This window comes from Corynebacterium glyciniphilum AJ 3170, from assembly GCF_000626675.1.
Taxonomy (GTDB): domain Bacteria; phylum Actinomycetota; class Actinomycetes; order Mycobacteriales; family Mycobacteriaceae; genus Corynebacterium; species Corynebacterium glyciniphilum.
Window position 1 is genome coordinate 2,819,961 of record NZ_CP006842.1, and the last position, 15,352, is coordinate 2,835,312.

Annotated in this window: 16 protein-coding genes; 5 read left to right on the forward strand and 11 right to left on the reverse strand. The window is 65.1% G+C overall.

The window, feature by feature from the left end:
* Position 1: 1 nt before the first annotated feature.
* The 3 genes from pstS to CGLY_RS17435 all read right to left on the reverse strand — a co-directional run bounded on the left by pstS (position 2) and on the right by CGLY_RS17435 (position 2,886).
* Positions 2-1,114, reverse strand: coding sequence for a phosphate ABC transporter substrate-binding protein PstS (gene pstS, locus CGLY_RS13185; protein ID WP_038553048.1), 1,113 nt, complete (start codon positions 1,112-1,114; stop codon positions 2-4).
* Positions 1,115-1,222: 108 nt separating this feature from the next.
* A complete protein-coding gene (mshD, locus tag CGLY_RS17430; RefSeq protein WP_144313691.1) occupies positions 1,223-2,194 on the reverse strand; it encodes a mycothiol synthase in 972 nt (323 codons plus the stop codon).
* An 11-nt stretch (positions 2,195-2,205) separates the two neighbouring features.
* Positions 2,206-2,886, reverse strand: a complete 681-nt coding sequence (locus CGLY_RS17435) for a winged helix family transcriptional regulator (RefSeq protein ID WP_038550046.1) — start codon at positions 2,884-2,886, stop codon at positions 2,206-2,208.
* A 176-nt stretch (positions 2,887-3,062) separates the two neighbouring features.
* Here CGLY_RS17435 and CGLY_RS13200 point away from each other — a divergent pair, with 176 nt between their 5' ends.
* Together CGLY_RS13200 and CGLY_RS13205 are read left to right on the forward strand one after the other, a co-directional pair.
* On the forward strand, positions 3,063-3,917 hold the full coding sequence (locus CGLY_RS13200; RefSeq protein ID WP_052540190.1) for an LmeA family phospholipid-binding protein: 855 nt from the start codon (positions 3,063-3,065) through the stop codon (positions 3,915-3,917).
* 30 nt (positions 3,918-3,947) lie between these two features.
* On the forward strand, positions 3,948-4,595 hold the full coding sequence (locus CGLY_RS13205; protein ID WP_081803931.1) for an FABP family protein: 648 nt from the start codon (positions 3,948-3,950) through the stop codon (positions 4,593-4,595).
* A gap of 49 nt (positions 4,596-4,644) precedes the next feature.
* Here the strand turns inward: CGLY_RS13205 and CGLY_RS13210 are convergent, their stop codons facing one another.
* Positions 4,645-5,541 (reverse strand): aminodeoxychorismate lyase, encoded by an 897-nt coding sequence (locus tag CGLY_RS13210; protein ID WP_052540191.1) that lies wholly within the window; start codon positions 5,539-5,541, stop codon positions 4,645-4,647.
* Between the two features lie 60 nt (positions 5,542-5,601).
* Here CGLY_RS13210 and ygfZ point away from each other — a divergent pair, with 60 nt between their 5' ends.
* The gene (gene ygfZ / locus CGLY_RS13215; RefSeq protein WP_038550048.1) at positions 5,602-6,831 is read left to right on the forward strand and encodes a CAF17-like 4Fe-4S cluster assembly/insertion protein YgfZ; all 1,230 of its coding nucleotides are present in this window, start codon (positions 5,602-5,604) and stop codon (positions 6,829-6,831) included.
* Positions 6,832-6,996: 165 nt separating this feature from the next.
* Positions 6,997-7,176 (forward strand): DUF3073 domain-containing protein, encoded by a 180-nt coding sequence (locus tag CGLY_RS13220; protein WP_038553056.1) that lies wholly within the window; start codon positions 6,997-6,999, stop codon positions 7,174-7,176.
* 202 nt (positions 7,177-7,378) lie between these two features.
* Here CGLY_RS13220 and purM read toward each other — a convergent pair whose 3' ends face one another.
* Positions 7,379-8,479 carry a phosphoribosylformylglycinamidine cyclo-ligase gene (gene purM / locus CGLY_RS13225; RefSeq protein ID WP_407080798.1) on the reverse strand — a complete coding sequence of 367 codons (1,101 nt, stop codon included), beginning with the start codon at positions 8,477-8,479 and terminating at the stop codon, positions 7,379-7,381.
* 93 nt (positions 8,480-8,572) lie between these two features.
* Entirely contained in the window at positions 8,573-8,968 is a 396-nt protein-coding gene (locus CGLY_RS13230; RefSeq protein WP_038550049.1) for a sterol carrier family protein, read from the reverse strand.
* Between the two features lie 133 nt (positions 8,969-9,101).
* Between CGLY_RS13230 and CGLY_RS13235 the strand changes: the two genes are divergently transcribed.
* Positions 9,102-10,067, forward strand: coding sequence for an acyl-CoA thioesterase (locus tag CGLY_RS13235; RefSeq protein WP_081803932.1), 966 nt, complete (start codon positions 9,102-9,104; stop codon positions 10,065-10,067).
* Here the strand turns inward: CGLY_RS13235 and CGLY_RS16860 are convergent, their stop codons facing one another.
* The 5 genes from CGLY_RS16860 to purS all read right to left on the reverse strand — a co-directional run bounded on the left by CGLY_RS16860 (position 10,068) and on the right by purS (position 15,323).
* The gene (locus tag CGLY_RS16860) at positions 10,068-10,919 is read right to left on the reverse strand and encodes a hypothetical protein (protein WP_052540197.1); all 852 of its coding nucleotides are present in this window, start codon (positions 10,917-10,919) and stop codon (positions 10,068-10,070) included.
* Positions 10,920-10,959: 40 nt separating this feature from the next.
* On the reverse strand, positions 10,960-11,841 hold the full coding sequence (locus CGLY_RS13245; protein WP_038550051.1) for a hypothetical protein: 882 nt from the start codon (positions 11,839-11,841) through the stop codon (positions 10,960-10,962).
* A 149-nt stretch (positions 11,842-11,990) separates the two neighbouring features.
* A complete protein-coding gene (gene purL / locus CGLY_RS13250) occupies positions 11,991-14,378 on the reverse strand; it encodes a phosphoribosylformylglycinamidine synthase subunit PurL (RefSeq protein WP_038550052.1) in 2,388 nt (795 codons plus the stop codon).
* Positions 14,379-14,391: 13 nt separating this feature from the next.
* Complete coding sequence (purQ, locus tag CGLY_RS13255) at positions 14,392-15,063, reverse strand: phosphoribosylformylglycinamidine synthase subunit PurQ (protein WP_038550053.1); 672 nt, start codon at positions 15,061-15,063, stop codon at positions 14,392-14,394.
* Positions 15,060-15,323, reverse strand: a complete 264-nt coding sequence (gene purS / locus CGLY_RS13260) for a phosphoribosylformylglycinamidine synthase subunit PurS (RefSeq protein ID WP_038550054.1) — start codon at positions 15,321-15,323, stop codon at positions 15,060-15,062. The genes purQ and purS overlap by 4 nt, the downstream gene beginning before the upstream one ends.
* Positions 15,324-15,352: the final 29 nt, after the last annotated feature.

The window sequence follows — 15,352 nt, forward strand, 5'->3', positions numbered from 1 at the left end:
GCTACTGGAGCGCATCCACGGCGGTCTCGAGCTTCTCCTTGAACGAGCCGCTCAGCGGGATGTAGCCCGCTTCTTCCAGCTGATCGTTCTGATTGTCGAGAACGGTGTGCAGGAAGTCCTTGACCCGGGCACCGGTCTCTTCGTCGTAACCGGCCGAACAGACGATCTCGTAGGTGGTCAGTGCCAGCGGGTAGGCACCTTCCTCCTTCATGGCGAACAGCGCCTCGGAATCGACGACGAGATCATTGCCCTCACCGGAGAAGGCGACCTGGTCCAGTGCCTTGTTGACAGTCTCGGCGTTGAGCTCGGTCGGACCGGCACCGAAGTCCAGATTGGCGATGCCGAGGTCGTTAGCGGTCGCGAAACCGGACTCGACATAGGTGATGGAGCCGTTGGTGGCCTTGACCTGGTCAGCGACGCCGGAGGACCCCTGCGCACCGGAACCGACCCGAGTCGGGAAGGTCTTGCCTTCGTCCTCCCACAGGCCGTCGGTGGCGGTCTTCAGGAAGGACTGGAAGTTGTCCGAGGTACCCGATTCTTCAGCACGGTAGAGCACGTCGATGGGCTGATCGGGAAGATCCACGCCCTCGTTCTCTGCAGCGATGGCCTCGTCGTTCCAGTTGCGGATGTCGCCCTTGAAGATCTTGGCGACCGTGTCGACGGAGAGGTTGAGGTCATCGACGCCGTCGAGGTGGAAGGCCACTGCGACGGGACCGACGACCATGGGGAGGTGCCAGGCGGGATTGTCCTCGCAGCGCTTCGCGGCCGCTGCGGCCTGTTCCTCATCGAGGGGTGAATCCGATCCGCCGAAATCGACCTGGTTGGCGATGAACTGCTTCTGGCCGGCTCCGGAACCGGTCGCGTTGTAGGCCAAGACCGCACCGGGGACGGAGGACGAGTAGGAGACACCGAACTGCTCCATCGCCTTCTGCTGGGAGCTGGCGCCCTCACCGCGGAGTTCACCCTGGGTGTCAGAGAGTTCGTAGGAGCTCTCGGAGGCGGTACCGCCCTCGCCTCCACCAGAGTTCGAGTTCGAGCAACCGGTGAGGACGAGAGAGCCGGCGGCGACGGTCGCTGCCGCGGTGGTCAGCGTGCGGCGGCGGGTGGTCGAGATCTTCACAGTGGGTAGTCCTTACACATGCGTTGTGGGTTGACGACGCACCGTACGTTAACGCCCCTGGGTGGACGTCAGACACCGCGAAAGTGAACGGAAGATGAATACTCAGATCATGCCGCGGTAGACGACATCCCGGTGCACGACCTCGAATCCGAGTCGTCGGTAGGTGGCCACCGCTGGGACGTTGTCGCCCTCCACATACAGGTCCACAGCGTCAGCACCCCCATCGAGCAGGTATCCGATCCCGAGCAGGGTCACAGGTCCACCGAGACCACGGCCACGTGCGGCGTCGGCCAGACACACCACGTACACCTCCCCGTGCGGGTCACCCTCGGGGCGTTTCGTCCAGTGGAAACCCAGGCACTCACGGTCGTCGAAGAGGAAGATCACGCCGGTCGGGTCGAACCAGTCCGCACTACGCGCCTCTTCCAACTTTCCGAGATCCCAGCCCCCCTGCTCGGGGTGCCAGGCGAACGCCTCGTTGTTCACCCGGAGCCATTCGGTGTCCACATGCTCCGCCCCGAATACCTCGCACGCCGCGGGATAGTCCAGGACGGTCAGCCCCTCGCGCTCGACGGTGGTCTTCGCGTCATCCCGACCGGTGAGCAGCGCGGCACGGCGGTCGGGATCGGTGCAGTCGACGGACATCTTCAGCAGCTCCCGCACGGTCCGGGCACGGCGCCCGTCGGCGAAGTTCTTCGCCGAGTCCAGGTCACCGTGCGACCAGACGCTGAGCTGGCGCTCAACGTCCAGGTGACGGCCTATCTCCCGCAGCATCTCAGTCGCTACCCCCCGGCGTCGGGCGTCCGGGTGGACCGCCAGTTCAGCGACATAGGACGGGTTCACCGACACCACACCGACGAGCTGGCCGTCGACCTCGGCGATGAGATGACGGTACCCGTCTTCACCCACATCGATACTGCGCAAAAACGCCTCACTGTACGCCGGTACCCCGTCCACCTCCTCGACGGCGGAGAGAAGGCGTCTGATCTGGTCGGCAATCCCGTCGTCCCGCGTGGCGTCATCGGGGAAGAACTCCCGGTACACAGGGTTCAACGGCTTGTTCTTGGCGTTCATCGCGGCTCTCCTCAGGGGGCGTCGAGTTCCACAGCTTTGTACCCCACATTACGCACCGTGGCGATGACCTTCTCGTACTCGTGACCGAGCTTCGCCCGCAGTCGACGCACATGTACATCGACGGTGCGGGTCCCGCCGAAATAGTCGTACCCCCACACGTCCTGCAGGAGCTGTTCACGGCTGAACACCCGCCCGGCATGCTTGACCAGGAAGTACAGCAGCTCGAACTCCTTGTAGGTCAGGTCCAGCGGGCGACCTTCGACACGTGCGACATAGGTGACCTCGTCGACGATCAGACCTCCGATGGTGGCGACCTGGCTGTCCTCGGCCTCTTCGACGGGGACGGGGCGCCGCGTCATCAACATGCGCAGGCGTGCGTCAACCTCGGTCGGGGTTGCCGAAGGGAGCAGGAAGTCATCCACCGCCCACGACCCGTCCAGCGCGATGACACTCGTTTCCTCGATGGCGACGGACACCGGCAACGTCGGATACGCGGCAGCGACCGACCGGCAGAGGTCCCGGGCGCCCAGAAGATTGCTTCCGGTGACGTCGATCATCACGACCTCGGCACCACCGATCTCCTTCACGGATCCCGGCGCCGGCGGGAGGAGCACCACCTCATGGGACAGCAGGGCCAGCGACGGAAGCACCTCTGAGACCTCATCTTTGTCAGAGAGCACGGTCAGTTTCACGGCCGTCGTCCTTCCTTCGGTGTGTCTTGCCGGGAACGCTCCGCTCCGGCACCGACACCACTTTACACCGGCCGGACCTGCGCAATCCCGGTGACCGACCACTGCAACAGCATCGAAACGAAGACGTAACAATCCGCGCATTCGGCGCAGCCCCCACCGCTTTGTATGCTGGGGCGGTGACCGAGACCACCCGCCAGAGCACAGGACGCCGCCCCCGACGGACGGTGACGACCGTCGTCCTGATCGTGGTCGCCGTGCTCGCTGCGACTCTCGGGGTCGCCGTCGTGGCGGACAGTCTGGTGGCTGCACGGGTCGAGAAGAGGATCTCGGACCGGATCTTCCGGGAGTCACACCTGGCCACCCCTCCCCACGTCCAGGTGACCGGACTTCCCTACCTCGCCGCGGTCTTCACACACGAGGTGCCGTCGATCCAGGTGGAGTCCACGGACGTGGAGATCCCCGGGTTTGGACGGGTGACGGTGTCCTCCTCCGCCACGAAGATCACTCTCGGTAAGGACGCCGTCTTGTCCGGAGACTTCACTGACGCCCCGGCGCGGGAGGTCTTCACCCGCATCCAGATGGACACCGTCGAGCTCGGCGACCGCATGGGCATCGACGACCTCGGACTGACCTCGCAGGACGACTCCTCCCCCACCGGCGGCTGGGAGACCGAAGCCTACCTCTCCGGCTCCCCCGAAGGCCTGTCAGACGAAGACTCCGGACGTTACGAGGTCGGGGTTCGCCTGCGGGTGTGGCAGGGCGACGTCTACCTGACGCCAACGGACATCACCGACACCCCGAACTCCACTGATCCCGACGACCTGGACGATGACGTCACTGAGCATGTCCTTGACGCCTTCACCCTGGAACTTCCTGGCGAAAACCTCCCGTTCCGCAGCCCCCCGCGACGGGTGTACACCGCCGGCGGGACGCTGTTCATCGAGGCCGAACAGAATTACACACGCGTCAGCGTCGCTGACCTTGCGCCGCAATCCGGCCCGTTGGACGAGGACGAGCAGGCGGGACTCTGATCCCCGGAGTGACCCGGTACGCTGTCACACATGACTAGCGACAACCCCATTTCAGGTAACGATGCCGTCGCACGGGCGGAAGAACAGGCCAAGCAGACCGCCGGGCGCAACATTCCCACCATCGGTGACCTCCCCGTCGCCGAGGACACCGCCAACCTTCGTCAGGGACCGAATCTGCACGACGGACTCCTGGCGCTGCTGCCGCTCGTGGGCGTGTGGCGAGGCGAAGGCCATGCCTCCCCCGTCGGTGGTTCCGACGAGTACGCTTTCGGCCAGCAGATCGTCTTCGCCCACGACGGCGAGAACTACATCAGTTACAACTCACGGATCTGGCGTCTCGACGACAAGGGCGAGGCCACCGGTCAGGACGTCCGGGAGACCGGGTTCCTCCGCATCAGTGAGAACGACGACATCGAATTCCTCACCGTGCACAGCACAGGTGTCGTCGAGGTCATGTACGGCCGCCCCCGCAACGAGCGTGCCTGGGAACTCGAGAGTGCCTCCACCCTGGCGTCCGAAACCGGCCCGGGTGCCTTTGGCCCCGGTAAACGCCTCTACGGCCTGATGCCGAACAACAACCTCGGCTGGGTTGACGAGCGCATGGAGAACGCGGCGAACGGCGGCAACGGCGATCTGGCTCCGTGGATGTCTGCCGAGCTGTCCCGTGTCATCGGGTAACTGTCCGGTGGCCACCAGGTGACCACCGGATAGCCGGGGAATACCCGGCTCAGGCGGTGGCTGCCTCGACGGCCAGCGCCTCGACATCGTCAGCTGTCGCGGGCCGAGGCAACTCGACCCCGTCCAGTTCGGTGACCCTGGCGTGGATACGCACCGAGGACACCAGCCAGACACCGCCAGCAGCCCTCAGGTCCGCCACCGTCAACGGTCGTTGCTCCGTCTCCCACCCGCGTCGGCGAGCCAGAGCGAACAGCGCCGCCTGAGTGGTACCGGGGAGAACGCCCGCCTGCTGACTCGGGGTGACCATCGTCCTGCCGGTCACCGCGACCACCGTGGAGGTGGGGCCCTCCAGGACGCGGTCGTCGTCGCCGATGAAGATGACGTCGTCCAGCCCCCGTGAGGCGGCATGGCGGAGAGCTGCCATGTTCATCGCGTAGGACAACGTCTTCGCCCCCACCAACGCCCAGGGTGAGTCGTCGGAGATGCTGAGGCTGAAGCCCCGGTGGGCGGTCATCACCCGGACCCCCTGCTCGCGCTGACGCACCACAGACGGTGACTCCGCACTGATCGTCACCCACCCGGTCACGCTGCCGGTCGACTCGCGCCCCCGTGAGTACATCCACCGCAGAGCCGCTTCCCCGCCGCCGAGGTCGTCCCACGCGGACAACGCCATATCAGTGGCCTGCAGCCACCGGTCGACCTCCGGGGCCGGCAGATCAAGCAGCGAGGCGCCCCGCACGAAGCGGTCCCGGTGAAGGTCGAGATTCCGAACCCGCCCGGCCCGCACCATCATGGTCTCGAAGATGCCGTCCCCGCGACGGGCCGCCAGGTCATCGATGTAGATGACGGGCACTGTGGGGTCGATGATCTCCGGCGGCAGGCCCTCTGCCGGACGGACGTCGACGGCTATGTCCCGGGGGTTCTCACTGGTGTTGATGGCGCTCATGGCGACCAGTGTAGGGGTTCGCCCCTGACACAGGGCCCGATCGGTACTAGGGTGGTTGTTGTGAGTCAGACGCACAGCCCCCTGATCGATCACGTTCCAGGGGCAAGCACGGAAGATGGTTCAGGCTTCGAGGGGCACCGGGGTTACCTGGCAGCCACGGCGAGGCACTACGGGCGACCGCTTATCGAGCAGTCGCTCGTAGACGGCGGCGGACCCGGGGTAATCGACGGGTGGTCGCACACGGCGATCATGGTCACCGGCCCTGATGCCGCCACCTGGCTGAACGACCTCATCTCCCAGAAGGTCGACGCCATGACGGTGGGCTCGTCGACACACGGCCTGATCCTTGACATACAGGGGCGTGTCGAACACGCCTTCGGGATCTCCGCTGTGGACGACGGCACGTTCCTGCTGGACGCTCCAGGGGACTCGGACGCCATGGCACTGGCTGATTTCCTGTCCAAGATGGTCTTCTGGTCGCAGGTCGAGGTCACCACACCGGAGCTGTCACTCATCAGCGTGGTCAATCCGGACCACTCGCCCGCCACTGCTGCCGGCGCAGGTCTTCCCGACGGGGTTGCCGGACTGCCCGGTGACGCGGCGACTGCCGTCCGGTACTGGACAGCCCGCACCCTCGGCGGACACCCGGTAACTGATATGTGGCTCGACACTGCCGCGCTGACAACCTGTTGGGACTCCCTGGTCTCAGCCGGGGCCCAGCCCGTTGGCGGATGGGCGGCGGACGCCCTGCGGATCCGTGACCGTCGGCCACTACTCGGCATCGACACCGACGAGCGGGTGATACCGCACGAGGTGCCCCGTTTCATTGGCGGGGACACCCCGAGTGCGCACAGCGCGACCCAACTGGCACGCGCCGACGACGGGCCGACCACGTCCGCGGTGCACCTGAACAAGGGATGCTACCGGGGCCAGGAGACGGTCTCCCGGGTCCACAACCTGGGGCGACCACCACGACAGCTGGTGGTGCTGCAACTGGACGGCTCTGGTCAGTCGCTGCCCGAGGTGGGCGCGGCAGTGCTCGCCGGTACTCGGAGCGTGGGGCGGATCGGGCTCACCGTCCAGGACGCTGACGACGGCCCGGTTGCTCTAGCTCTTGTTAAGCGGCAGGTCATCGAGAAGCTCGCGGCAGACCGGGAGTCAGGCGGGCACGAGACTCCCCCGTTGACCGTTGACGGCGTCGATGCCGCCGTAGATCCGGACGACATCGTCGTCGACAACACGGTACGACCGGGCCGGGCCGCGGTGGACAAACTGAAAGGAAAAATCTGACCGGCATTCACCTGCACATACAGTGGTGACACGCGATTCAGGGCGGGCCTGGTTCTGACAACTGCGCCTGCACCCGCTATGGTGGGGACAGAACAGAATCACTGAAAGATGCGAGAGCAGCTCAAATCCCTGGCTGCTCCATTGACAACCCGAGGGGGTCAGGCCATGGGTCGCGGCCGTGCCAAGGCAAAGCAAACCAAGGTTGCCCGTCAGCTCAAGTACAGCTCTCCAGACATGGATCTCGAGAGTCTCCAGCGTGAGCTGTCCACTGAGAGTGGGCATTCCACCGAGGACGACTACGAGGAGTGGGACGACTGGAGCGCCGAGGAGGATGAGGGCCGCTGACGGCCCTTCTCCGTCCCTTCATGCAGTGACCGCCGGTGCCCGTGCCGGTCCATGCCGTTGAATCAACGACATGGATCGACCCGGACGCCGGTTTTCACGTACCCCAACAACTGACAGAGGGCTGTTTTCGAGCACGGATGCGCCGAGTCGGGTGTAACTCAGCGCATCCGTGCTCGAAAACCGCCCCAGACCCCCGCCAACGTCAGGTGCGCGGGTACTCCCCCACCAGTTCCGCGCGTGCGGAGGGCTCGTTCTCCGAACCGTCCTCGGCCGCCAGCCGGACATGTCCCAGGTTCCAGGCATCGATGTGGCGGGCGGTGAGCATGGCGAGTGCACGCTCAGCATCGTCCTCACCGACGACGGCCACCATGCCGACCCCCATGTTGAAGGTCTTCTCCATCTCGTCCTGCGAGACCTTCCCCAGCTGAGCAATGGTGCGGAAGACCGGGGCAGGCTCCCAGGAGCCGCGGTTGAGCTCGGCGACAAGCCCCTCGGGAATGACCCGGGCCAGGTTGGCAGCCAGGCCACCTCCGGTGATGTGCGAGTAGGTGTGCACGTCGCACTCCGCCGCAAGGGCGAGGCAGTCGAGGGCGTAGATCTTCGTCGGCTCCAGCAGTTCCTCACCGAGGGTGCGCCCGAAGTCAGAGACGTAACCGTCGAGTTCCAGCCCGGCCTTCTCAAGAAGGACGTGGCGGGCGAGGCTGTATCCGTTGGAGTGGAGCCCGGAACTGGCCATGCCGATGACAACGTCGCCATGCCGCACCCGGTCCGGCCCCAGCAGCTTGGCTTCCTCGACGACACCGACAGCGGTCGCGGAGACGTCGTACTCACCGGGTTCCATCAGCCCCGGGTGCTCGGCAGTCTCTCCGCCGAGGAGGGCACAACCGGCGTCAATGCAGCCTGCGGCGATGCCGGAGACGATCTCGGCGACATGCTCGGGAACAACTTTGCCGATGGCGATGTAGTCCTGGAGGAACAACGGCTCAGCACCGCAGACCACCAGATCGTCGACGACCATGGCGACCAGGTCACGGCCGATGGTGTCGTGCTTATTCATGGCCTGGGCCACCGCAAGCTTCGTCCCGACGCCGTCGGAGCCTGAGGCCAGGAGGGGCTTGTCATAGTCCCCGAGGGCGAACAGGCCGGCAAAACCACCGAGCCCGCCCCGGACCTCGGGCCGGGTGGCTTTCTTGGCCAGGGGCGCGAACATCTCAACGGCACGGTCGCCGGCCTCGATGTCCACGCCGGCGGCAGCGTAGCTGGTGCCGCCGGAGTTGTCGCGGGGATCGGTCAGGTCAGTCAAAGTAATACGCCTTCACTCGCGGTGATTGTCGTGCAGGAATCTCCTGCATTTAGCCGAACCCAGCCTACCCGGTACGGTGTCCGATCCCCCTACTCAGATACCCCGGACCACGGGAATCCAGTGCGATACATCACCGGCATGCGCGCCCGACACCTCCGCCCCCGCGGTGACGGCACCGTCGAGGTCAATGATTCCCCCTGCCAGTCGCAGCCACGTCAGCGCATCGCACTGGACCACATTCGGTGGTGTTCCCCGTCGATGCACCGAGCCTTCAATGCACTGCACCGCAGCGAACGGTGGCACCCGCACCTCGACACTGTGCCCTGGGGCGTCCTGCTCCAGCTGAGCGGTCGTGAGCCGCACCGCGGCTGCAACTGCGCTGCGTGACGGGCGAGACTCATTCTCTGGATCCTTGACCCACGGCCACACGTCCAGCATCGCCGTCCGTACTGCAGCGGGGTCCGTCGTCTTTGTCGACCTCTCTGACATGACCTCGATGATACGGGGATAACCCGGACTGTAGGATGTTGGACATCACCAGTGAGACGAAAGGCAGATTGTGGCAGTAACAGGGGCAGACGAGCAGGAGCGGACGCTGCAGCCGGAGACGACACTCCGGTTCATGGCGGCGCCGACCGACGTCCTGATGCAGGGTGCCCGCGGTGTCCACGGCGGTCGTGTCCTGGAATGGATCGACAAAGGCGCCTACGCCTGCGCCGTCGGCTGGTCCGGCGCGTACTGCGTGACGGCGTATGTGGGCCACATCCACTTCACCCGCCCAATCCCTTCCGGCCACATCGTGGAAGTGCGGTCACGCATCGTCTACACAGGTCGTTCTTCCATGCACATTGTCAACGAGGTGCTCTCCGCGGATCCGCGTGAAGGTGTCTTCACGCGTGCCTGCGACTGCCTCGTGATCTTCGTGGCCATGGACGAGAACCGTAAGTCGATGCCCGTCCCCCACTTCGAACCTGAGACCGACGCCGGTGTCCGCATCCAGCAGGCCGCCCTGTCGCGTGTGCAGCTGCGCAAGGCCATCGAAGAGGAGATGCTGAAGCAGAGCTACTCGTCTGATCCGGCGGCGACTACGGCCCCGCGCATGACCCACCGCTTCATGGCCAAGCCCACCGACGTCAACTGGGGCGGCAATGTCCACGGTGGCACCGCGATGGAGTGGATCGACGAAGCAGCGTCCGCCTGTACCTCGGCGTGGACGGGTGAGCGCACCGTGGCTGTCTACGCGGGGGGCTTCCGTTTCTATCGTCCGGTCCACATCGGCGATCTCGTGGAGGCCGAAGCCCGCATCATTCGTACGGACGTGCGCAGCATGTCTGTCTCGGTGCACCTGCGCGCCGGTGACCCGCGGGAGGGTACCGGCAATCTCCCGGTCGCCATCCACGCCTCCATGACCTACATCGCGACAGACATCGACGGCAACCCGCTGGCCGCCCGGCAGTTCACGCCCACCACCCCGGAGGACAAGCGGCTGTCGCAGCACGCCGCCACGCTGCGCGAGCTGCGCACCAAGTACCGGCCGATGCCACTGGTGGAGCCGCTGCGGGACGAGAGCCAGTACCCGATGAACTAGTTAGAAAACCTGGACGTCCACGATCTGGTAATCGCCGTCTCGTTCGAGCATCAGAACGGAGCCCTTGTAGCTGTCATTGCCGTCCACGACACCGACACGAACAAGGCTGTCCGCCTCCTCTCTTGAGTAACCCTCGTCGTCGAGCATTTCGTAGAACTTGTCGATGTCCCCGAGCGTGGTCATCTTGAGCTGGTCCCCCGCGAGTGCCTCGCCGGCAGTGAGATCGCTGCCGCCGAACAATGAGTCCATACCGCTGAAGGAGCCGTCCCCACTGAGCTTCAGCTGCGACAAGACACTGTCCCGGTCCTGGTAGGTGGAATTCTCCTGGATCCAGGAGCGCAGGTCGTCGGAGTTACCTTTCCCGAGCATCTCGTTGGCGGTGCTCTTCGCGTCCTTCAGGTCGTCGCCCCCTCCGAAAAGGCCGAGCGCCCACCCTGCCAGCCCGACGATGACGGCGGTGACCACGGCGGTGATGCCGATGGCGAGCAGCTTGGACTGCCTGAAGGAGTCCTGGACCTGCTTCGCGGTGGCGCCGGCCTGCTGCTGGAACTGCGCGCCCTTACCCGGTGCAGTGGCACCCGCGGGCGCGGACTGCTCTCCGATGTCGAGCGCGGCGAGCTCGCGCAGGGAGGCGACGTCTATCTCCGGCGCGGAGGGATCGTCGAGCCGCTGGTCATAGAGTGAGCGCCTGCTGTCATCGCCGAGGACCGCGCGGGCAGTGGAGAGCTGGTCACGCATCCCGGCGTCCGCTGTCGGTGTCGTCGCGAGACGAGCGTCGATCTCGGCGGCAAGGTCGGCGGACGAGATCTGACGGGACAGCCCGAGGGACTGGTAGAGGTCAAAATGTGCCATGAGAGTGTTTTCCTTCGTGATCTGCAGGTTCGATGACGGTCTAGTACCGGGATACGTCGGTGATGCGGTAGTCCCCGTCACGTTCCACCAAGGTCACGATTCCCTTGTAGTTGTCGGTGTCGTCCCGGATACCGATGACGACAATCGACTCCGCCTCCTCCTTACTGATGCCGTCATCCTCAACATCCTCGAAAAGGACCTCCGCTGACTCTCCAGCAGAAATGGCCAACTGCTCGATGGTCAGACCCGTTGACGCATGCAATCCGGCCCCGCTGAAGTGCGAGTCCATCCCGCTGAATGAAGACGACCCGGAGTCGCTGACGTTCATGGTGGACAGCACATCGTCGCGGGTCTCGTGGACGGTGTGGCCCTGGAGCCAACTGCGCAGGTCATCCGCACTGTTCTGCTCGAGCATCTCGTCAACTACCTTCTTCGGCGCGGAGAAGTCCGCCGATTTACCTCCGGTCAGCGATCCAATCCCCCAGCCGGCCAGAAGCACGACCACGGTGGTCACCACCGCGGTGATACCGATGGCCAACCCTTTGGACTGCTTGAACGAATCCTGAACCTGCCGCCCGGCCCCGGTAACCTTCGCCCCGGCCGTCCGGGCGAACTGCCCGGACTTTTGCTGGGATTGACCCCCCTGCTGGGAGGAAGGGACGTCGTCGCCAACGTCGAGCGCGGCAAGGTCCTTCAGGGACGCCACGTCGATGTCTTCGGCGTTGGGGTCATCAAGTCGCTGGTCATACAGCGCCCTGCGGGTGTCATTGCCCACCACAGCCCTGGCGGTGGTCAGTTCATCGACAGCGGCAGCATCATCCTTCGCCACTGCTGCCAATCTGTCGGCGAGTTGCCGGTCGAGCTCCCTGGTGGGGGCACTCCTGTCCAACCCCAGTGACTGGTATATGTCATAGTGCGCCATAAGAATTCTTCCCTCTTGAAAACGTCGGATGCCGCGCAGGCACCCATTGAAGTCAGAGGAAGCTTATCAACAGCTCAGACAGGAAACGGCCCGTTGTGGGGAAATCTCCCCACAACGGGCCGCGCACCCGGGCGAACCGTAGCCCCGTGTTACTCCACGACGGAGTTTGCACCGACAGCGTGGCTGAACAGCGAGGGCAACGTGCCCTCCCATGCTTCCTTGGCGTCAGCGACCGGCACCGTGAACTCCGCGCCGACGGTGGTCACGGCGATCTGCGCGGCAGCCGCCGAGCCAGCGTCATTGTCCCCGTCAGCTGAGACGCTCGAACCGATACGGTTCACCGGGACGCCGTGCCCGGCGAAGACCGCCTCGACTTTCTCCACAACGGAGGAGTCAGTGGCGTCGACCGCCACGAGCACACGCGTAGCGGTCTCAGAGAACAGGCCGGTGAACAGGTCAGCGACAGCATCGCCGGACGTGGCTTCCGTGGACAGGGCAGCGACCGGGTCCACGGACACCGATGCCCCCGACTGCGCGGCGTACTCCACGACGGCCTGCGAGAGACCTCCCTCAGACAGGTCGTGAGCCGAAGCGACCGCACCGCGTAGTTCCCCGAGCGCAGCGCCGAGACGCTGCTCTGCCGACAGGTCCACTGCCGGCGGCATCCCGGCCAGGGTCGAGTGCTCGACCTGCTGCCAGATGGAACCTCCGAGTTCATCGGCGGTCTCTGCACCGGCGAGCAGGAGCACGTGGTCTCCAGCCCCGGGACGGGTCGGGATCCGCGTTGCGACATCGTCGATGGTCCCGAGCACAGCAATCACCGGTGTCGGAAGAATGGCCTCCGCGCCGGTCTGGTTGTAGAAGCTGACATTGCCGCCGGTCACCGGCACGGCGAGTTCGGCGCACCCGTCGGCGAGACCGTGTACGGCCTCACGGAACTGCCACATCACACCGGCGTCCTCCGGGGACCCGAAGTTCAGGCAGTTCGAGACCGCCACCGGCGTGGCCCCGGTCACCGACACATTGCGGTACGCCTCTGCGAGTGCCAGGCGGGCACCGGTGTTCGGGTCAAGCTTCGTGTAACGTCCGGATGCATCGGTCGACACGGCGATGCCACGGCCGGTCTCCTCGTCGATGCGCAGAACGCCTGCGTCGGCGTCCTTGGCCAGGACGGTGTTGCCTCGAACGTAACGGTCATACTGCTCAGTGATGAAGGCACGCGAGCACAGTGCAGGCGATGCCGCGAGGTCCAGCATCGTCTGGCGGACCTCCTCAACTGAGGTAGGACGGGCGAGGCCGGGTTCTGCGTTCAGGGTGTCCTGGTCATCCGGACGGGTGACAGGTCGCTCGTACACGGGTCCTTCGTCTGCCATGGTGGCGGCATCAGCGTCGACCACGATCTCACCGCGGTGTTCGATGACCAGATGGTCACCGTCGGTAACTTCGCCGAGGTCAGAGGCAATGACCTCCCACTTGTCGCAGACGGCCATGAACGCATCGACGTTGTCCGGAGTGACCACGGCCATCATGCGTTCCTGAGACTCCGAAGAGAGGATCTCCGCGGCGGTCATGCCTTCGGCACGAAGGTGGACCTTGTCCAGGTTGACGTGCATTCCGCCGTCACCAGCGGCGGCGAGCTCGGCGGTCGCACAGGACAGGCCTGCGCCGCCGAGGTCCTGGATACCGACGACCACGCCGGCGTTGTACAGGTCCAGGCAGCACTCGATGAGCACCTTTTCGGCGAAGGGGTCTCCGACCTGGACAGCGGGGAGCTTGCGCTCGGCGCCTTCCTCGAAGGTGTCGGATGCCAGCACGGACACACCGCCGATCCCGTCCAGGCCGGTGCGTGAGCCGAAGAGGATCACCCGGTTGCCAACGCCGGAGGCGAACGCGAGTTTGAGATCGTCGCTCTTGAGCGTCCCCACACAGAGCGCGTTGACCAGCGGGTTGCCTGCATAGGAGGCGTCAAAGACAGTCTCACCGCCAAGGTTCGGCAGGCCGAGGCTGTTACCGTACCCGCCGACACCGGCGACCACACCGGGCAGCACACGCTGGGTGTCCGGGGCGCCTGCCGCGCCGAAGCGCAACTGGTCCATCACAGCAACCGGGCGTGCGCCCATGGCCATGATGTCGCGGACAATGCCGCCGACACCGGTCGCCGCACCCTGGTAGGGCTCGACGTAGGACGGGTGGTTGTGGGACTCCACCTTGAAAGTGACGGCGTTACCGTCTCCGATGTCGATGACGCCGGCGTTCTCTCCGATACCGGCGAGCATCTTGGACTTCATCTCGTCGGTGGTGGTCTCACCGAAGTACCGCAAGTGCACCTTGGAGGACTTGTAGGAGCAGTGCTCCGACCACATCACCGAGTACATCGCCAGTTCGGCGTCGGTGGGACGACGGCCGAGGATGTCACGGATGCGCTGGTACTCGTCGGGCTTCAGGCCCAGCTCGGCCCACGGCTGGTCGAGCTCCGGGGTGGCGGACGCGTGGGCGACAGTGTCGTTCACGATGTTCACGGAGTTATCGTCAGTCATTTGTTGTATCTCCTCAGGCTGCCACGGAACCGACGGCGGACAGGAACATCTCCAGGCCGTCCAACGACGGCCCGGTCAGGGTCTCGACGGCGTGTTCCGGGTGCGGCATCAAGCCCACGACTCGTCCGTTGGCGGAGCTGATTCCGGCGATGTCATTGACCGACCCGTTGTAGTTGTCGGTGTAGCGGAAGACGACACGTCCTTCGGCCTCAAGCTCGGCGACGGTGTCGGCGGCGGCCTGGAAACGGCCTTCCCCGTGCTTGGACGGAATGAGGATCTTCTGGCCCGTCTGCAGTGAGCTGGTCCACGCGGTCTCTGCGTTCACGACCTCCAGCACCGCATCGGTGCAGTGGAAGTGGAGCCCCTGGTTACGGGTCAACGCACCAGGCAGCAGACCCGACTCGGTGAGGATCTGGAATCCGTTGCAGATCCCGAGGACCGGCATTCCACCGGCAGCCTTCTCGACCACGGAACGCACCACGGGCGCCTGGGCGGCGATAGCCCCGGAGCGCAGGTAGTCCCCATAGGAGAATCCACCGGGGACGACAACGGCATCGACGTCCTTCAGGTCTGCGTCCGCGTGCCACAGCTCGACGGCTTCGGCACCGGCGATACGCACGGCCCGTGCGGCGTCGACATCATCCAACGTCCCGGGGAAGGTGATGACACCGATGCGCGCGGTCACTCGGTGGCCCCGGCGGATCCGGTGATCTCGGTGGACACGACCTCGTAGTCCTCGATCACGGTGTTGGCGAGCAGCGTCGAGGCGACGCGCTCGAGGTCCTCGGCAGAGACGGAGTCATCGACCTCCAGCTCGAACCGCTTACCCTGGCGGACATCCTTGACGCCGGAGACGCCGATACGCCCCAGCGCACGGACGACAGCCTGTCCCTGGGGATCCAGGATCTCGGCTTTGGGCATGACATTGACTACGACACGTGCCACGAGTTTCCTCTTGTTTCCTTGCTGTTAGC